At 53.8% G+C, this 15755-nt stretch carries 14 protein-coding genes and 1 tRNA gene; 5 read left to right on the forward strand and 10 right to left on the reverse strand.

The window, feature by feature from the left end:
• Positions 1-9: 9 nt before the first annotated feature.
• Both ACR0CR_RS12205 and ACR0CR_RS12210 read right to left on the reverse strand, forming a co-directional pair.
• A complete protein-coding gene (locus tag ACR0CR_RS12205; protein WP_480599394.1) occupies positions 10-1350 on the reverse strand; it encodes a TfuA-like protein in 1341 nt (446 codons plus the stop codon).
• Positions 1347-2516, reverse strand: a complete 1170-nt coding sequence (locus ACR0CR_RS12210) for a YcaO-like family protein (RefSeq protein WP_480599397.1) — start codon at positions 2514-2516, stop codon at positions 1347-1349. The genes ACR0CR_RS12205 and ACR0CR_RS12210 overlap by 4 nt, the downstream gene beginning before the upstream one ends.
• A gap of 346 nt (positions 2517-2862) precedes the next feature.
• On the opposite strand from ACR0CR_RS12210, the gene ACR0CR_RS12215 reads away from it, so the two are divergent.
• Positions 2863-2938: transfer RNA gene (locus ACR0CR_RS12215), tRNA-Thr, on the forward strand.
• A 353-nt stretch (positions 2939-3291) separates the two neighbouring features.
• On the opposite strand, the gene ACR0CR_RS12220 is transcribed toward ACR0CR_RS12215, so the two are convergent.
• The 4 genes from ACR0CR_RS12220 to ACR0CR_RS12235 all read right to left on the reverse strand — a co-directional run bounded on the left by ACR0CR_RS12220 (position 3292) and on the right by ACR0CR_RS12235 (position 6913).
• A complete protein-coding gene (locus tag ACR0CR_RS12220) occupies positions 3292-3843 on the reverse strand; it encodes a hypothetical protein (protein ID WP_480599400.1) in 552 nt (183 codons plus the stop codon).
• Positions 3840-4289 (reverse strand): hypothetical protein, encoded by a 450-nt coding sequence (locus tag ACR0CR_RS12225; RefSeq protein ID WP_480599403.1) that lies wholly within the window; start codon positions 4287-4289, stop codon positions 3840-3842. The genes ACR0CR_RS12220 and ACR0CR_RS12225 overlap by 4 nt, the downstream gene beginning before the upstream one ends.
• A 585-nt stretch (positions 4290-4874) precedes the next feature.
• Complete coding sequence (locus ACR0CR_RS12230) at positions 4875-5783, reverse strand: glycosyltransferase family 2 protein (RefSeq protein ID WP_480599406.1); 909 nt, start codon at positions 5781-5783, stop codon at positions 4875-4877.
• Positions 5780-6913: a glycosyltransferase domain-containing protein gene (locus ACR0CR_RS12235; protein WP_480599409.1), complete on the reverse strand. Its 1134-nt coding sequence runs from the start codon at positions 6911-6913 to the stop codon at positions 5780-5782. The genes ACR0CR_RS12230 and ACR0CR_RS12235 overlap by 4 nt, the downstream gene beginning before the upstream one ends.
• Positions 6914-7094: 181 nt before the next feature.
• Here ACR0CR_RS12235 and ACR0CR_RS12240 point away from each other — a divergent pair, with 181 nt between their 5' ends.
• Complete coding sequence (locus tag ACR0CR_RS12240; protein WP_480599412.1) at positions 7095-7814, forward strand: methyltransferase domain-containing protein; 720 nt, start codon at positions 7095-7097, stop codon at positions 7812-7814.
• 47 nt (positions 7815-7861) lie between these two features.
• Here ACR0CR_RS12240 and ACR0CR_RS12245 read toward each other — a convergent pair whose 3' ends face one another.
• Positions 7862-9091: a glycosyltransferase domain-containing protein gene (locus ACR0CR_RS12245; RefSeq protein ID WP_480599415.1), complete on the reverse strand. Its 1230-nt coding sequence runs from the start codon at positions 9089-9091 to the stop codon at positions 7862-7864.
• Positions 9092-9400: 309 nt separating this feature from the next.
• Between ACR0CR_RS12245 and ACR0CR_RS12250 the strand changes: the two genes are divergently transcribed.
• The 3 genes from ACR0CR_RS12250 to ACR0CR_RS12260 all read left to right on the forward strand — a co-directional run bounded on the left by ACR0CR_RS12250 (position 9401) and on the right by ACR0CR_RS12260 (position 12845).
• Positions 9401-10042 carry a class I SAM-dependent methyltransferase gene (locus tag ACR0CR_RS12250; RefSeq protein ID WP_480599418.1) on the forward strand — a complete coding sequence of 214 codons (642 nt, stop codon included), beginning with the start codon at positions 9401-9403 and terminating at the stop codon, positions 10040-10042.
• Positions 10043-10173: 131 nt separating this feature from the next.
• Complete coding sequence (gene asnB, locus ACR0CR_RS12255; protein ID WP_480599420.1) at positions 10174-12042, forward strand: asparagine synthase (glutamine-hydrolyzing); 1869 nt, start codon at positions 10174-10176, stop codon at positions 12040-12042.
• Positions 12043-12230: 188 nt separating this feature from the next.
• Entirely contained in the window at positions 12231-12845 is a 615-nt protein-coding gene (locus ACR0CR_RS12260; RefSeq protein ID WP_480599422.1) for an FkbM family methyltransferase, read from the forward strand.
• 26 nt (positions 12846-12871) lie between these two features.
• Here the strand turns inward: ACR0CR_RS12260 and ACR0CR_RS12265 are convergent, their stop codons facing one another.
• The 3 genes from ACR0CR_RS12265 to ACR0CR_RS12275 all read right to left on the reverse strand — a co-directional run bounded on the left by ACR0CR_RS12265 (position 12872) and on the right by ACR0CR_RS12275 (position 15752).
• Positions 12872-13243: a DCC1-like thiol-disulfide oxidoreductase family protein gene (locus ACR0CR_RS12265; RefSeq protein ID WP_480599425.1), complete on the reverse strand. Its 372-nt coding sequence runs from the start codon at positions 13241-13243 to the stop codon at positions 12872-12874.
• 17 nt (positions 13244-13260) lie between these two features.
• Complete coding sequence (locus ACR0CR_RS12270) at positions 13261-14883, reverse strand: hypothetical protein (RefSeq protein ID WP_480599428.1); 1623 nt, start codon at positions 14881-14883, stop codon at positions 13261-13263.
• A 179-nt stretch (positions 14884-15062) separates the two neighbouring features.
• Positions 15063-15752 carry a class I SAM-dependent methyltransferase gene (locus tag ACR0CR_RS12275; RefSeq protein ID WP_480599431.1) on the reverse strand — a complete coding sequence of 230 codons (690 nt, stop codon included), beginning with the start codon at positions 15750-15752 and terminating at the stop codon, positions 15063-15065.
• Positions 15753-15755: the final 3 nt, after the last annotated feature.

Here is a 15755-nt window from a genome sequence, read left to right on the forward strand (position 1 = left end):
TTCAGCCCCCTAGTCGGAAGGGCCACTATTTGCGGGGCCGCCGTTCAATTGGCAAAACAAAAACTCGGATTCAATCAGTTCAATAAGCGCGTCACGCCCGTCTAACCCAAGCGCGGCTGCATAGGATTCAAGATCATCCGGGACCGTCTGGTCAAGTCGTGTTTCGAAATACCAGATCAGCAGGCGCATTCGGCTGAGGGATTCAGCCGACTCCAACCCGGTTTTCCGGTCGGCCAGAACCCACGCTTTCTGCGCCGCCCGATCCCGCAGTTCGACGTAGTGTCCTTCGTGCCTTAGTTCGGCCAGAATGGCCGTATCCAACTGATCTTTCAGAGCTGCAAGTGTACTATCCGTTCGCGACCTGTCGGCCAGTAAACCCTCGTATTGCTGCGGGGTCAGATCGTTTGATTGCAGCCATTGCATCACATCCGCTTGCCGCGTCAGTCCAGCCGCGACCCGATGCTCTGACATCTTTTGCACCAAAGCGTCCCGGTCCGGCGCATCGCCGCGGCGATCCGTGTCTTCCCGCGCCAACAGGGTCAGCGCGGCCTTGTCCCGCAATCGGGTATAGCGTTTGGGTGTCAGGCGAAGCTCGTTCACCAACATCTGCGCATCCGAAGTTTGGGGGCTCGCCTCGGCGTCAATGCGTGCGCGCAACTCGCGCCAGGCCAGGGTGCGCTCTACCCGAAATTGGCTCTGAGTTCCGCTGCCACCGGCCAGATGGGCGGCCATTGCAGCCAGCATTTCTCGTGCATCGTCCGCTTTGGCGTCGACCTTTCCGGCGGGCAGCCAGTCGCGGAAAGCCGAAAGGTCGAGGACCCCGTTTGTCGTATCGAACAGCGCGTCCCACGTCCGGTCGCGATAGTTCAGGCCCTTGGCGATGTCCAAAACCTGCTCCGCAGCGCCCTGGTTCAAGACGCCCGCATCTACAGCATGCGATACGGTTGCGCGAATGGACACCATCGGCTCGCTGAGGGGTTGAAACCCAAGCTCGGCGGGGCTGTGCAACACGGCGACCTCGTCATCATCCTCAAGCGTGCCGCTCTGGTAGTCTTGGAAGATCTGGCCGATTCCGATCATTCCGAACTCGGACAGTTCAGCCGCACGTAGTGCCCCCATGCTGGCGCTGCCAAAAACGGTGATCCCCTGTTCCATCGCCCACAAGAATTCCTTGTGCCAAACGGACGGAACCCCATCGAAGAACCCATCGATGATGCCGATGGCGCACGGGTTGTCTTTGGCCGCGCGATATATGTCGCCTTGCTGGACCGGTGGCAGGATCGTGGCGTCAAGATGCTCTGAGACCTCGCCTGCGCTTAGTGTTGGTCCAACAAAAACGACAGCTGTCATGCACCAGCCCCTTTGGCCCTCGGCCCGGCGACGTAATCGGGGTCATCATGCGGAGCTTCAAGTCCGGGAATAACCGCGCGGACAACTGCGATGTCGATATCCGGTCTCGACAAGTCGACCAAACCAACCTGATCCATTCCTGCGGCAGACAGGCGAGACATGAGCAAGGCCAAGTCTTCGTCAAAAGATCCAGTGTCATAAGTCGGGCAATCCGCGAAGTCTCTGCGCGCCGCCGCTGCGTCGATCAGGTTTCTGACGTAGCCGCTGCGCCAGTTCCGCGCGGCGTTGGTAAAGTCCGCCGGGTCCAGATCGTCCCGTGCGCCGGAAACATAAGTTAACCGGGTCTGCGCCGCCTCGGTCAGGGCGCGCAGCAAGGCGATGGCGCGATCAGGATGGCAGCCATCCCCAATGCCGATATGTCCGGCATTTTCCGAAGCCTCGCATATCGCGCAGCGAAAACTGGCAATCCCGATATCCGATGTTGTGTCCCAAATGCCAAGGTCCAAACCAGCCCCGGTGATCTGGTCCATCGCCTGCCGACAACGCAGGTCGTCAATCGTCTCCGGGTCGACACGCGGATCATCCACCCGTAAATGCCAGAGCGTGGTGGCGTCCCGCTCGATCAATTCGCAGATTGCGTGGCAACTGGCCTCTGGCAGGGTGTTGCCCGAAGCCAGCCCGTTGGTCGTACGCGGAAAAGCCCGTGCCCCACCAACGGGCGACGTTGTATAATCCGTATCGACCATCTCATACGGGACCCAACAGGGCTGGTCCGCGCCCAAATCCCTGCCTTCAACCCACAAAAGGCTGGTGTGCGGATCAAACTGCCCGCCCGTCACCTGAGGCAGTCGCGCTGCATCGATCACATTGGCGGACCCCGCCAGATCGGCGAAGCTGCAATAGCGCAGGGGCAATTCAATCCGTTCTGCGTACCAGGACTCGATCGCCTCCATCACGCCCGAAGCCCGCGCGGCGTTTAGTGACAATCCCTTGCCCAGCGATACCGCAACCGAGCGTGAATTGGGTCGGCATACCATGACTGTGGGAAGTCCAATCCGATCCAAACCCGTCAGATTGGCGATGCGCGTAATGCCCATTTCTTTGAGATATGGTTTGACGATGGCCAAAGTTTCTTCCGGATCGCGACCCCGGTGCGTATCGAGCAAATATGTCTTCCGAGAAGATCTGAGCATAAATCGACCTGATCAAACACTTGAAATAACGCGCGAAACCGCCAAAACTGAACGTCAGTTTCGTCCACTCTTGGCAAGGATGCGAAATCGGACCCAACGGGTCAACAGCGCTGATTGCGTTGACCCGTCGCGACAATCGCCACTTGCACCGCCGGTTTCGCCGGTTTAAACGATCCCCGCGTTGCCGCATTAGCTCAGCTGGTAGAGCAATCGCTTCGTAAGTAGCGGGTCCATCCGCAATTGACGTTCGAGGCCAGTAGGTTAGAGAAGGCGCGCAGTAACTAGTAGGGCCATAGTAGGGCCGCGGAAAAAGAAGGATGCCGCTGTAGCTCAGCTGGTAGAGCACGTCATTCGTAATGATGGGGTCGTAGGTTCGAGTCCTATCAGCGGCACCACCCTTCTTGGATAGCACTCCGATTTTAGAAATGGAATCAACACCTTCGGCAAGCCAGAAAGGTGACGTTTGCGCGTTCGATTTTCAGACATCCGGGCTAGGCTGCGCTCGGGATTGGCAAACAGAGCCAATTCCGGGGTGTCGTAACCCCTCCGCCAGCGGTCGGTGCAGACCGTAATACACCTCCTCGAACCCTATGGTCGGGGAGGCACCTTGAACCTGCAAATAGCCAGAACGGTGGGAACTGAACTTCTAAGCTATGTGGCCCGTGCTTGTCTGTTGCTCGTTGGGCTTTTGTGCGTATGACTTCAGTGGATCTGAGTAGGGCAGGAAATTTATGCGTTGAAGTCGATGTTATGGAATTTGAGTACTTTCGACGAGTTCGAGCGCAAAGCCCTTTGGGCTAGATTTGCACCTTACCTGATAGGGCTGTGGGGCAATGTAGTGCCAGCCAATATCGAAGCCGATTTCCTGAAGTGCGATTGCTTCAAATGCGACCGGTGCTGAATGCAGATGGAGAAGTGTAGCGGCGTGAAATGCGTGTGTTTCAAAACGAAACTGCCTGATATCCGCAAACCGTGGCGGCGAGTATCGAACAGTTAAAAAGATCACATCTTCATCGCAGTAGCTCACTCGATTGAATGCTGTCAGTTCTAACTGTCCAGGCTCCTGCAGGAATGTATGTACAGTGAGAATTCCAGTTACTGGTTCAGACAACTCTATGCGATAAGTTGGTTGGCCGTCTTGCCCTTCAAAAGACAAAACAGCTTCAAAGTCGGCGGTTCTAACCCGTTGATCTTCCCATCCGTAAGTGAACAGCTTTTGACCATATTCTAGCGCGATGTCTTGGCCAAGGAGCGCCGAAGCAGACAAGAACAAAACCGATATCGTCAGAATAATCTTCATTGGTCTTCAAACCTAGACGCAGCGACAGAGAATTTGCAAACATTGGAGAAGGTGCCCTCGCGGTGTATGCGCCGAGTGTTGTTCCAAGGTTGGTCATAGCTATCAGTGTGACGATTGATAGCTCGGGTTATCGCATCGGTCGCGCTTCGTGTAATGCCGCGATCCGCAACGGGGTGAAGATTGTTGTCGACCCAGAAAAATATTGCTGAGCGGACAGCATATTTAGGCTCTGAAAGAAGGTCCGGGTTCCGCTCGAAATCAAATGCCTCTCCGAATAACGCCTCATGATCCCTTGTTAAGGCGCGATAATTTGCTCTGCCGGTAAGTTGCTTCAGGCCACGTCCGCGAAACTTGTGATCGAGAACTGCGGGGGTTTTGAGGCGCATGGTAAACTCACGCTGTCTACCTTTGCGTTTCCAATTTGCGAGTATAGTTTCATGCTTCATGGGTTGTGCCGCCCTTCAAGGTTAAGGCCGTATTAAAATGGAAGGTTTAATGAAGGGTTTCGGCAGCCAACGGCTGACTCCCATCGGTGTTTCCCAACTCCGTCGAAGCGGGGTAGCCTGAGAACAAGCTACGCGGGAAGCCGTTGATAGGGTGGGGTCAATTACTAGGGCATTAGTCGGGCGTGTTCGTCAAAAGTTCTGAAACGCTGTGCGACCGTGCCCAAAGATGAAGTGCGAATTAGTCAAGCAATTGTAGGGTCTTATGAGACAACCTATGGCGCTGTCCGGCTCAGTGCAAAAACTCGACGCCAAAATTCGTAAGCGATGGGTCGGGGGTTCAAGTCCCTCATGCGGCACCATGTCGCCACGCTGATCACCGCTAGACAAGATTGAGGCGGGCACTCAGTTTTTTGCACAAAAGACAACGGCCAAACTTGCGAAACTACCTGAGCGCCTGCTCATTGCATATTCCGAGAGAGTCCGCATGGGTAGATCCCGACGGAAACAGGCGTATTTGTCGCGCAGGCAAAAAACCAAGACCAGGGAAGTTCTGGCCTTTCCCCAAATCCAGCCTATCCCGTAAATCTAGTCCGCGCTCGCGGCTTCCGGTTCAACCGTCCAGCCATTCTTGTCGAACGCGTCCTTGGCGACTGAGCGTATCTCAAGCAATATCGGGTTGCGTTGCGTGCCGCGAACAGCGTTCCTGATCCGTTGCTCGCCGTATAGCGTGCGAAGCTGTGCCTGACCATTTGCCGTCAACTGCAGCCGCTGTTCAGACGAATAACTTTTTGTCTTTGCATGGTAAACAAAGCAGTCAATCGCAACCGCGCAAAAATATCCGGCTTCTTGCGCCCGTAAATTGAGGTCATTTTCCTCGCCATAGCCCTTGGGAAACCGTGCCTCATCGAACAAGCCCACCGTGTCCAGAACAGACCTTTTCAGCGCCAGGCAAAACCCGTTGATTTGCTCAACCACCGGACAGGTGAAACGTGTCGCCGCCTCGGCGCAAAACGCGTTTATTGCCATCAGCGTTTCGGTGTCGGATTTGACGAGGTTCGGAGATGCGTTCGGCCCCGGCATATTGGGAATCGATTGCCATCCTCCCGCATTTGAGAGCGGCCCCGCGATGCCGATGCGGGCGTGTGCATGCAGACACCTGTGCAACTTGCCGATCCAGTCTCCGACAACAATCGTGTCGCTGTTCAACAAAATAACCGTTTCGCGGTCACTTTGCCTCATGCCTTGATTGGCTGCCTTGCAGAAACCGCTTCCTTTGTCTCGCCTTATCAAAAGGACACGGCCCCTATCACGGGAGGCGACTGCTTCACAAAACTCTTTGGTCTCGGTCTCTGACCCGTCGTCAACAATGATCAGACGATCTTCGTCTGCAAGTGTCGCTAGAACGGATTCCAGACAGAGTTTTACATCCTCAAGGCTGTTGTGAACACATACGATAACGTCGGCTGGCGCTCTGCCATTGTGATTGGACGTCATATTTTATCCGCTTTCGCAAGATGCGTCGTTCGGTAGAACTCGGCCGATTTATCTATCGTTTCAGGCAGGTACGCAAATCTGATTTCCGGAACTTCGGCCATCGCCAGTGGCAGGGACAGTTGATCCCGTTTCGAGCCCTTCAGCAGATACCCCCACCATTTGACAAACAGCTTTTGAACCGTCGCAGAGGATGGCCGCAAAACCATTGCCATGGTCTCATAAAGGCGAGGCTCCACCTGTTTGGACGAAATGTCGACGCGTGCTAGATGCGCCGCCAGTTCCTGGGCATTCTCCTTGCCGAAAATGGCATTTGCAGCAGCTTCAGCAAGAACGCTGGTTCTGCCAGAATGCTTGAAAACGGCAAAATCAAATTCGGTTCTGCCCACGCGTTCGATCACGTTCCGAGGGTCGCAACACATCAGAATATTTCCATCCACCCAAAGTACCCATTCGTAACTTTGAAAAAAAGCCGGCAAATTCAACTTGATAAATCGCGCTTTCCGGCGTGGGTCGACGTGATGGTACGGCGAGTGAACTTGTTGCCAGTGGGCGGACGACTCAAATTCCTGTTCCGAGAATACAAAAAAATCCGCCGAGTCCGTCCAGGCTGTGTCAACGGGCAACAACCTGTCGTAGTTTCCAAAAATGGCAGTCACAACGGCAATTTTCTTGCCGTCAGGATTCGCGATCCCGAAAGGGTCAAGGGCACGCTTGTCCCCCGGGCGCAGCGCTTGTTTCGCCGTGTCGCCGACGCTTATGCCACATCGAACAATAAATTCGAGACCCCAACAGGAGAGCGTTTTCCCATCTTCACCGGCAAGGGCACCATTGGGAGCAAAAGCACGCTGTCGGCCCGCATTCAAGTAATGATCTAGGCTGATGCCTGGATCTTGCAGACCGTGGGCCTGCGCATACCAATCCGGATCAAGGTTCGCGATAATCGCGTCTGTTTCGCTTCTGAACATTGACGCGCCAGCATGTTGGTCGTCGTCGATCAGATAGCGCCCAAACTTTTGGTATTCGTAAGCCCGCCGAGTTTTCCGGTCGGAAAAAAAAATCTTTAAAGACGTCGAGAATGACTCACCTTCAACTACCAGTAGTCGTCGACGGATTGATTCCGACAGTCCCATAAAGCCTCCAACAATGCTGTGGTGGTCTTATCTCGCTGACGACACAACAATCAATCCATAAAAGTTTGCAACGTTGTCTCGCCGTTCTTACTGCGTTAACTGGCGACAAATATAGGCAAAACAACTTGCAGATGTACAGGTTTCGGATGTACCGAAGTCGCATGAACGGAGGCATGAACGTATGTCACAATCAGAGTTTGAAGCAGCGTTTTCCAGTGGAGAATATGACTATATCGACTTTGGCTGCAGCAAGGGGAGTTCGCTGAAACTTGGGCAAAAAACCCTTGGTGGGACAAACGGCATAGGCATTGATATCGACGCGCGGAAAGTCGCTCAAACGCGCGAGGCCGGGTTTGATGCGGTTGTTGGAGACGTGACGAAACTGGCTACCCAACCAAATTGCGCCCGCTTCGTGACCATGGTCGATTTTCTGGAGCATCTGCCAGGATATGACATGGCCAAGAAATGCGTTGCTGCCGCCTGCGAGGCGGCGACCGATTTCGTTTTCATCCGTCAGCCTTGGTTTGACAGCGATGGATACCTTTATGCAAAAAACCTTAAACTCTACTGGTCGGATTGGACGGGTCATCCTAACGCCATGTCAACGTTGGAAATTTATCGTGTATTGAGGGACCTACCGCAAGCTCAGAGTTGGCGTATTTATGCGAAGACACCCATAACCAACAGCAAGGACCCAGCCGTGCTTCCGGCCACATCGCCCTGCGATCAGCACGATTATGATCCGTCAAAACACGGCCCCAAGCCTAAACGAAGGTTCTGGCAACCAGTATATCGTCAAACCGGCGCGATTATTCTTCTCAAAGACGATCCCGATCTACTGGTCGAGATTGAGAAGAAAACCAAATGGACCAAAATTCTGCACGACAGCACGCGTCTTTAAGGTGCTTTTTTAGCCAGCCTTTAAAGCAGGTCGGGCGTCCTCTTTGCTCAGTTCGGCCACCTTTTTCGTAAACCCGACCGGAACAACACCGGCCATGTGGGTCTGCCTTGGGCGCGGAGCCAGTGCAGGAGCGAGTCGAGCTTTCCGTTTTCAAGGTCCTTAGCGTTAATAATTGCGGTGGGACCTTCGTGCAAAGACAGGAATGCTCTGATCTGGTTTTCGAAGGACCGCCGGCGTGCGACGCCGTAAATTTCGGATGTTGGAATATCTGACTGGCGCTCAAATTCAGCACCGGATTTTGTGGCCCAACTGATCGCGTGGCGTGCATGCAAATCCGGGTCGTCACACAAAAGCGCAACCGGCTTGTCGGCCAGTTCTTCGGCCAATGTCACGCCCATTTCCGGTGCACCATGAGGCGAAATGCCGAGGCTGTTGGTATCGAAGAGAACAGGTCGCCGTCGCAACCGCCCCAACAATCGATGCCAGGGTCTCTTGGAGGTGCGTGCAGCGTCAGCAAGCAGGCGTCTGGCGGTTTCCTCGGCACCGGGCGCATGCAGAATGATCGCACTGGCTTGGCTGTATGCTTTCGACAGGTCTTTCAGCGCCCGTGTTCTTTGATGAGGTTGCCAGACAAACCAATCGTTTTTGCGCACATTCTCGTTGATCAGATCAAATTCCACAGCCGAATTGCGCAATGCGTAGGGTAGGCACATCTGGTCGCGATTGGACCCGGCCAGGTATTCGGACCACCAGGTTTCCATCGCTGAAACGACCGCGGGGTCATTGTGTCGACGCAGTATTGCCATTCCTGCCGGGATCGTCTGGTGGCCTGTCGATGCACGGCCGTCAAATCCAAGGCTTCGATACCGCGCGGTTTGTTTCTTCAACCGATCCGGATTGTCCTTGCCCATACTAATACAAACATCAGCTTCGGCAAAGATGTCACGGCGACCTTCCGGATGCTCAAAAAACGCTATGGGCGCGTCATCAAGCTTAGCAAACAACGCGCCAAGCGATGCCGTCACTTCCAAGTTCGCATCAATGTACAGGCTGCGTTCGTAGCGATCCAAATACCTGTGCGGAAGTATTTTTGGGAGGCGCGACCGGCGGGTCTCGTTTACAAGCGTATCCGAACTGTGCTGCAGAAGTACGATTTCCCACCCGTTCGACGGCAAATTGGGATTGTCCGTGAAACAGATATAGTCGACACCGGCGTCTTTTGATTTGGGCGGGATGGGGACATCATATCCGCCCACGACGCAGGTATATACGACCAATGAGATTGTGTGTTCCTACTCAGTTGCATTATTTCTGTGCCGGAAATATAGACTGCTGTAAGTTGCAGCAAGCCCAATATTCCCGTTATCCGAGCGCAGAATCGAACCGGGATTGATGATCCCGAAAGGCAAATCATGAAGTTCATAAAAAAGGCGATATCTTCTTCCGGACGAGACAAGAAGAAAGCGAGTGCAACTATAGCGAACAACAAGCAAAGCCAAAAGCCTCCACGGGATATTGCGCAGTCGAGCAGACTCATCAACCGGATTGCAGGTCACATCAGAGCAGCGGACTATTTGGAGGTGGGCGTGCAGCGTGGCATCACATTCAACGCCGTTGAAGTTGCCAATCGCGATGCGGTAGATCCGAATTTCCTTTTCGATACATCTAGTTTTGAGAAGGAAACCGTGCGGTTTTTTCAGATGCCTTCTGACAGATTCTTTACGCATAGCTGCGACAAGACCTATGATCTGATCTTTCTTGATGGGCTGCATACGTTCGAGCAATGCCTGCGCGATTTTTGCGCTGCGTTGCAGGTTTTGAATACGGGAGGTGTTATTATTGTCGACGACACAGTTCCCGGCGATTTCTTCAGTTCTTTGACCACGCAAGAACTTGCAATATCGGCGCGCCAAGAGCATGGCCTGGAGGGTCGCGCCTGGACCGGGGACGTGTTCAAAGTCATTCCCGTAATCCACAACTTCTTCCCGAACCTGCAATATACCACTGTGCTGGATCCCTCCAACCCTGCCCACAAGCCGAACACGATTGTCTGGCGCGCCCAGCGCAAGGACTTTGAACCGGTGGATCTGAGTATGTCCGACATTGAGGCCATTGGGTATTTTGACCTGCCTCGGTTTGAGAAACTCTTCCGATTCGCAAACTATGAAGACGGCTTGGCGTTTCTGTTCGAAAGCTTGAAGGAATTAAACGAACCGAGGCTGGGTTGAGCCAGGATTCGGACACGCGGCATCGCGAAGAACGGTAAAGGCACCGTCACTTCCGGGCACGATCTTTTACATCAGACGGGTCGAAATTCGGGAGAACACAAGAAGGCAATGGTTGGCAGGGCGAGCTGAACATGTGTGGATTTGTATTTAGCAGTGGTGAATTGCCGGATGTCGGGTCTGCTCAGGACGAGACATTCAAATCCGCTTGTGACTTGATGACGTCCCGGGGGCCGGATGCGTCGGGAGTTGACACGCTGTCTGACCCTGTCGCAGGGCCGATCCGCCTTGGGCACAGGCGGCTTGCGATTGTTGACACGTCCGACGCGGGAACGCAGCCAATGTGGTCGGATTGCGGTCGCTTTGTTCTTGTGTATAACGGCGAAGTGTATAACGCCGGCCAACTGAGGTCGGAATTGCAGGCCAAAGGGCGGCGGTTCTCGTCCGGCTCTGACACAGAGGTCATCGTGAACGGCTATGCCGAATGGGGCGAAACGATCGTGCCCCGACTTAACGGCATGTTTGCTTTCGCCATCTGGGATACCCGGGATCACTGCTTGTTCGCAGCCAGAGACAGGGTTGGCATCAAACCACTTTATGTTGCCGAAAAAGGCGGGCAAATTGCGCTGGCCTCAGACTTGCGCGTCATCGAGCGTTTGGGCTTTGTAGGGGGAATAGACACAGACGCACTGGGCGCGTATTTGATGCTGGGCTATGTACCCACACCGATGGCTATATTCTCCAACGCGCAGAAACTTGAGGCCGGTCAAACGCTAAAATGGTCGCCAGGTGGTGGGACCACATTGCGCAAATACTGGACCCCGCCAGACGTGGTGTCCGGGACGGAACATCCGGACATTGATGAACTTACGAATCTAGTCGACGAAGTCACCCGTGACCACCTGATGGCAGATGTTCCAATTGGTGTGTTTCTCTCAGGCGGGCTGGATTCCTCGTTGATCGCATCATCGCTGTCGGCGATCAGCAACGATGTGCAGGCATTAACCATTGGGTACTCTGACGCGCCCGAGGATGACGAAGCGCCGATTGCCGAACGTACCTCAGATCATCTGGGTATGAGGATTCAGCGCCTCAACATCGACAAACATTCGGTTACAGACTTCATAGATCCGGCTTTCGCCGCGCTCGACGAACCGCTGGGCTTTAGTGCAATCGTAAGTCAAATGGCCGTTTCGCGCGCCGCACGTAAAGCAGGGTTAAAAGTGGTTCTGTCCGGTGACGGAGGCGACGAGGTGTTCGGCGGTTACCGTTGGTACGATCCGGAAATGCGCAGCGGCTTGGGGCAAGGTGACAACATGTTGGGCCGGCTGTTTGCGCGTTTCAATGGCCCGTTACGGCCCCCATTCCTCAGACGAGCAACCAGTCTGAGCCGCGATGCAGCCTTCGTCCGCCGTTCCGAATTGCATCGTCATCTTTGTGCGGTTTTTCCAACGCTTCAGCCTGATGAAGTCGCCGATGTTGTTACAAACCTCTCCGCCGAACGCGCGGAGGAACTGGCGATAGAATCGCTGCGCCGCCATGACGCCCCGGAATTGCCGCTGAAACGCAGGCTCCAACGGATCGACTTGATGACGTTTTGCGAAGGATCTGTGCTTCCGAAAGTTGACCGAACCTCGATGGCGATGGGTCTTGAGGTCAGGCCCCCGCTGCTCGACCACCGCGTGATCGAGTGGGGGTTGGCGCAACCGATCTCTGATGCAATGGACGCTGAACCCAAAAACGCTGTGCGTTCGATATTGCGCAAGCGCGGCCTTGACTTCCTTCTTTCCGAGAAAAAGCGCGGTTTCAGCCTCAAGGGCATCAAACAGCTTTCGGGAACGAATATGCTCGACGATCTTTGGAGCGCCGGGGGTGATCGCGAACTCTTCAACCCGAAAAGCGGAATGCGATTGGAACCGAGTTCTTACGGCTATAAGATGAAAGTCCAGTCGCTTTATTTCTTGGACCGCTGGATGCGGAATAGAGCAAAGGAAATCTCTTGACCTCGCAGCACGACGATCAATTGCAGGAAACCTGGTCGCAACGGCGCAAACGGCGCCTGAAAAACAGCATAAGAAAGCGTATTTCCTGGGTGATCACAGGTGCCAAAAGGCTGCGCAACCAGGCCAGGGTACCCTTTACCGGGCACATTCGCTGCCATGGGAACCTATTCGATTTGCGCCATCCGAGAATGATCCAGGGTATTCGGGACGCACTTAAGAAAGAGACCTACGAGTGGCGTGAAATTGGCATGATTGAACGCCATGTGCGCAAAGATGACCGTGTGGTTGAATTGGGCGCATGCATAGGGGCCACCTGTATGTTCCTTTATGATCTTGTTGGCGAAGATGCGCTGGTCGTGTATGAAGCCGATCCGCGCAATCTTGAAATGGCGCAGCACAATTTTCGCATCAACCGTAAAAACATACGCTGCGAAAACGCCATTCTCTGGTCCGGGCCGGACAGGCCGGAAACTGTTTCCTTTTCGTCCAACGAAAACCCTTCGTCCTCTTCGTTGATGGATCGCGCCGGCAGTGAAGTGACTTTCGAAATTCGGACCAAAGATCTTGAGGCCGCGTTGCACGAGCATCGGGCCACCGCAATTGTGCTGGATATCGAAGGTGGCGAGGTTGACCTGTTCAATAATGCCGGTGACATGCCGGGCGTTCGCGTCATCGTATTGGAAACCCATGAGCGCGTCGTCGGGAAAGAGGCTAACCAAGGGATGCTCGACAATTTGCTCGCGCGTGGATTTGAAATCGCAGAAAATCAATCAAACAGTTTTGTAGTGCTGACCCGCCCTTGACGATTGGCTTGCCCTGACGGGTCGGTTTACGCAATCGGGGCACGGCCAAGCACGCGAAGCGTCGCGTTGCGGCCTGCGCGCAAAATGGGATAGCTCAACCGCGCAATACGGCGGTTGGAAAAGAGCAGACTGCTGAATTTATTCAACAGGCCGGATTTGCTCGACAACAGTGACAAAAGATGCACGCAATCCGAACCATGATAAATGCGCCCGTTATATCGTGCGACCATCCCCTCGTTGAGGTCTAAACCCATACCCCTGATTTCGCCGACGATCGGATCGTCCGAACGCGCATCCACAAGCTTGACGCCGCCGACAGCATCGCGCAGGCGCGCAACCGTTACATAGCGCGAGCAAAACGGACAGTCGCCGTCATAGACTATTTCGATCCCTGCCATCACCTCGATACCATCGACTATTGAAACCCGCCCTTCGGGATAGGCACTATGAATTCGTCGGTCTTTCGTTCCTCGAAAACGGGACCATCTTCATCCATAGATACACACCCCGACCTGACGCGGTAGATATAGTGATCGATGTCGCTGATGGCAATGTTGCCGAAGTCTCGCGACATAAGCGGGTTGGACCATATGTGATGCGGATATAGGTCGTAGGAATACCACCCATCCCGCGCTTCGCGCTGCATGGCATACAAATGTGTAAGCTGAATGGTAGCAGTTGTCTTTTCCGGCGAACGATTGAAGCGAATTGTCTCATCCGTTTCGAATGAACAGTTGCTGTTCGCTTGAGTGAGGTCGTCGCTGGTTTGTGTCGTACCCCATGTGACCGTAGGAAAGTGCCCTGGCACGGAACGTCCGAGCCTGTGCTGAGCAGCGGTCACCGAAATCGTGCCGAAATAATTGGAAGGCACCCGCACAACTTCACCAGACTTGGTGACGGCGTAAGTCTCAGATACAACGAGGGCTCGTGTATCATACCATCCCAGCCAAACCACGCCAAAAACGAAGGGTGCAAAAAGCACGGCTGCAATGCTCAGGACAGCGACCGAGCGCGTTTCCACCCACGTCGGCAAACGGCGCATTGCGGCAACCAGCGCCAGGTTGAGAATGATCCACTTCCAGAAAAAGATACCGGTGAGAAAGAAGATGACGACATGCGTCAGATCGTAAAACAGGGTCACGCCAATCATTGCGATGCGTTTGACAATGAACACGACCGCAGCAAGCTGGGCGACAAGAATTAGAATATTGAGAAGAACGTGCGAGCGCGTCGATAATTCAAGAACGGTCGCGGCTGCCTTCGGCCATGAGCTGAGGGGATAAAAACCACCAATCCAGGCGTTGATCGACAAAGCGTATGTGGGGTTGTGCAGCGCCCAGAACATCAAGCCGCCGTCCAGCGCCATCTTCTGAATACCGGAGTAAAAGTAATTGGAAAAATGCGCGCCGATGCCAATCATCACAACAAGGATCGACGCCGCCTTTACATTACAATTGAAAAGGGACCGTTCCGGTTTGAAATATGCCCAACGCCCACCCCGTGCCAGAAGGATAGATGCGATACCAAGCAGCAGCCCAATTTCCACGACGGCCAAATAATCCGTATGGCTGATCCGGATCTTGAAAAGATCCTCACTCACCTCTTTTTGGGCAAGAATTACTGTGGCGGCAACAAGGACGAAAGAAGGATACCAAAACGTAAGAATGGCCGAGATCAATGCCACAAGCGGCAAAAAGCGTACGATCCCGAGTGCAAGATCGGCCTCGTGCGACAGCCCCGTCGGATAAGTGACTACCGCGGTAAGAGCGTAAAAGCCGAGCATCACGGCCACGACTCGGCAAAGGATTCGGGAGGCCGGTGCAACAGACGCGCTTGGAGTGCCCGGGTAGAAAAGGCAGATTGCCAAGACGAGAAAAGGTGTGGCCGCCGCCTGAATGGACCCTTCCTCAAGCAATTCTGTGGTGAGGAATTTGAACACCGCAAAGCATGCCACGCAGCTTAGTGCCGCAGCAAATTCTGTGAAGCCCGGTCTTTTTATCTTTGTCGTAGCCACAGGTATAAGTTTTTGAAAAATCACGATTCCTTCACCATCTCAAGCGAACCTTGCAACCTGTGTGTTTCAGTCTTGACGTTCAACAATCTTTTAGATTCCAGAGCTTTCAAATTTCCCGAGACTGCACGCGGAGCGTCGAGGCGCGCAGACGATTCAATCCACGTTTCTGTCTGTTCCAAAAACCGTCAGAGGGCCAACGACCGCTAGGCAACCCTGCAAATCGCGACCTGGCAGGACGACAGCAGTTTGGTTCGGACACGAAACAGTTGTGACGCTACGAATTTTGAGCGAGATATAGGGGCCTGTGGGTAGAGCTTCTGCTGAATGACTTTCAGACCGGATGATTCCAGATAAGATTTGAACTCGGCCTTGTTCCACTCGCGGACATGTTCTGCTTTTGGAGATTTCATATTCTTGACGCCACGCAGGTAATCGCGTTCTGGTGTCGAGATCACGGCAAATTTTCCGGTCGACTCCCGAATGCGGTTCAGCAATGGATCGGGATCCAAAAGATGTTCAATTACATCGGAACAAATGACGAGGTCGTATTTCTTGCCGGTATCTTGCAAAGGTTGAGCCAAATCAGCGGCGACCCAAGAATAACCGGGAAACTTTTCTGAAAGTGCAGAGACAGTGGTCTTCTGATCCACGGCCGTGATTTCATACCCCTGAAACATCGAAAGTTTTGCCGGATATCCGCAACCGATATCGATAATGCTCTTTAATCCGTTCGCTTTGGCAAGCTTTAATGCATGCTCATACACGTAACACTGGTATTTGCTTGAGGCGTCTATCCGAACTTGGTTCCAGTAGTCGCCGAATTCTTCTTCGACCGTGTCAGCTGTGTCTCTGGAAGCATACCCTTTTTTAATACAGTAGTTTTTTTCATTCATTTT

It is taken from the genome of Ruegeria sp. AM2 (assembly GCF_056540685.1).

What these genes read in the sequence shown, in the direction of transcription:
- ACR0CR_RS12205 (WP_480599394.1), bottom strand. Translation starts at nt 1,350, where the DNA reads ATGACAGCTGTCGTTTTTGTTGGACCAACACTAAGCGCAGGCGAGGTC.
- ACR0CR_RS12220 (WP_480599400.1), bottom strand. Translation starts at nt 3,843, where the DNA reads ATGAAGATTATTCTGACGATATCGGTTTTGTTCTTGTCTGCTTCGGCG.
- ACR0CR_RS12225 (WP_480599403.1), bottom strand. Translation starts at nt 4,289, where the DNA reads ATGAAGCATGAAACTATACTCGCAAATTGGAAACGCAAAGGTAGACAG.
- ACR0CR_RS12230 (WP_480599406.1), bottom strand. Translation starts at nt 5,783, where the DNA reads ATGACGTCCAATCACAATGGCAGAGCGCCAGCCGACGTTATCGTATGT.
- ACR0CR_RS12235 (WP_480599409.1), bottom strand. Translation starts at nt 6,913, where the DNA reads ATGGGACTGTCGGAATCAATCCGTCGACGACTACTGGTAGTTGAAGGT.
- ACR0CR_RS12240 (WP_480599412.1), top strand. Translation starts at nt 7,095, where the DNA reads ATGTCACAATCAGAGTTTGAAGCAGCGTTTTCCAGTGGAGAATATGAC.
- asnB (WP_480599420.1), top strand. Translation starts at nt 10,174, where the DNA reads ATGTGTGGATTTGTATTTAGCAGTGGTGAATTGCCGGATGTCGGGTCT.
- ACR0CR_RS12260 (WP_480599422.1), top strand. Translation starts at nt 12,231, where the DNA reads ATGATCCAGGGTATTCGGGACGCACTTAAGAAAGAGACCTACGAGTGG.
- ACR0CR_RS12265 (WP_480599425.1), bottom strand. Translation starts at nt 13,243, where the DNA reads ATGGCAGGGATCGAAATAGTCTATGACGGCGACTGTCCGTTTTGCTCG.
- ACR0CR_RS12275 (WP_480599431.1), bottom strand. Translation starts at nt 15,752, where the DNA reads ATGAATGAAAAAAACTACTGTATTAAAAAAGGGTATGCTTCCAGAGAC.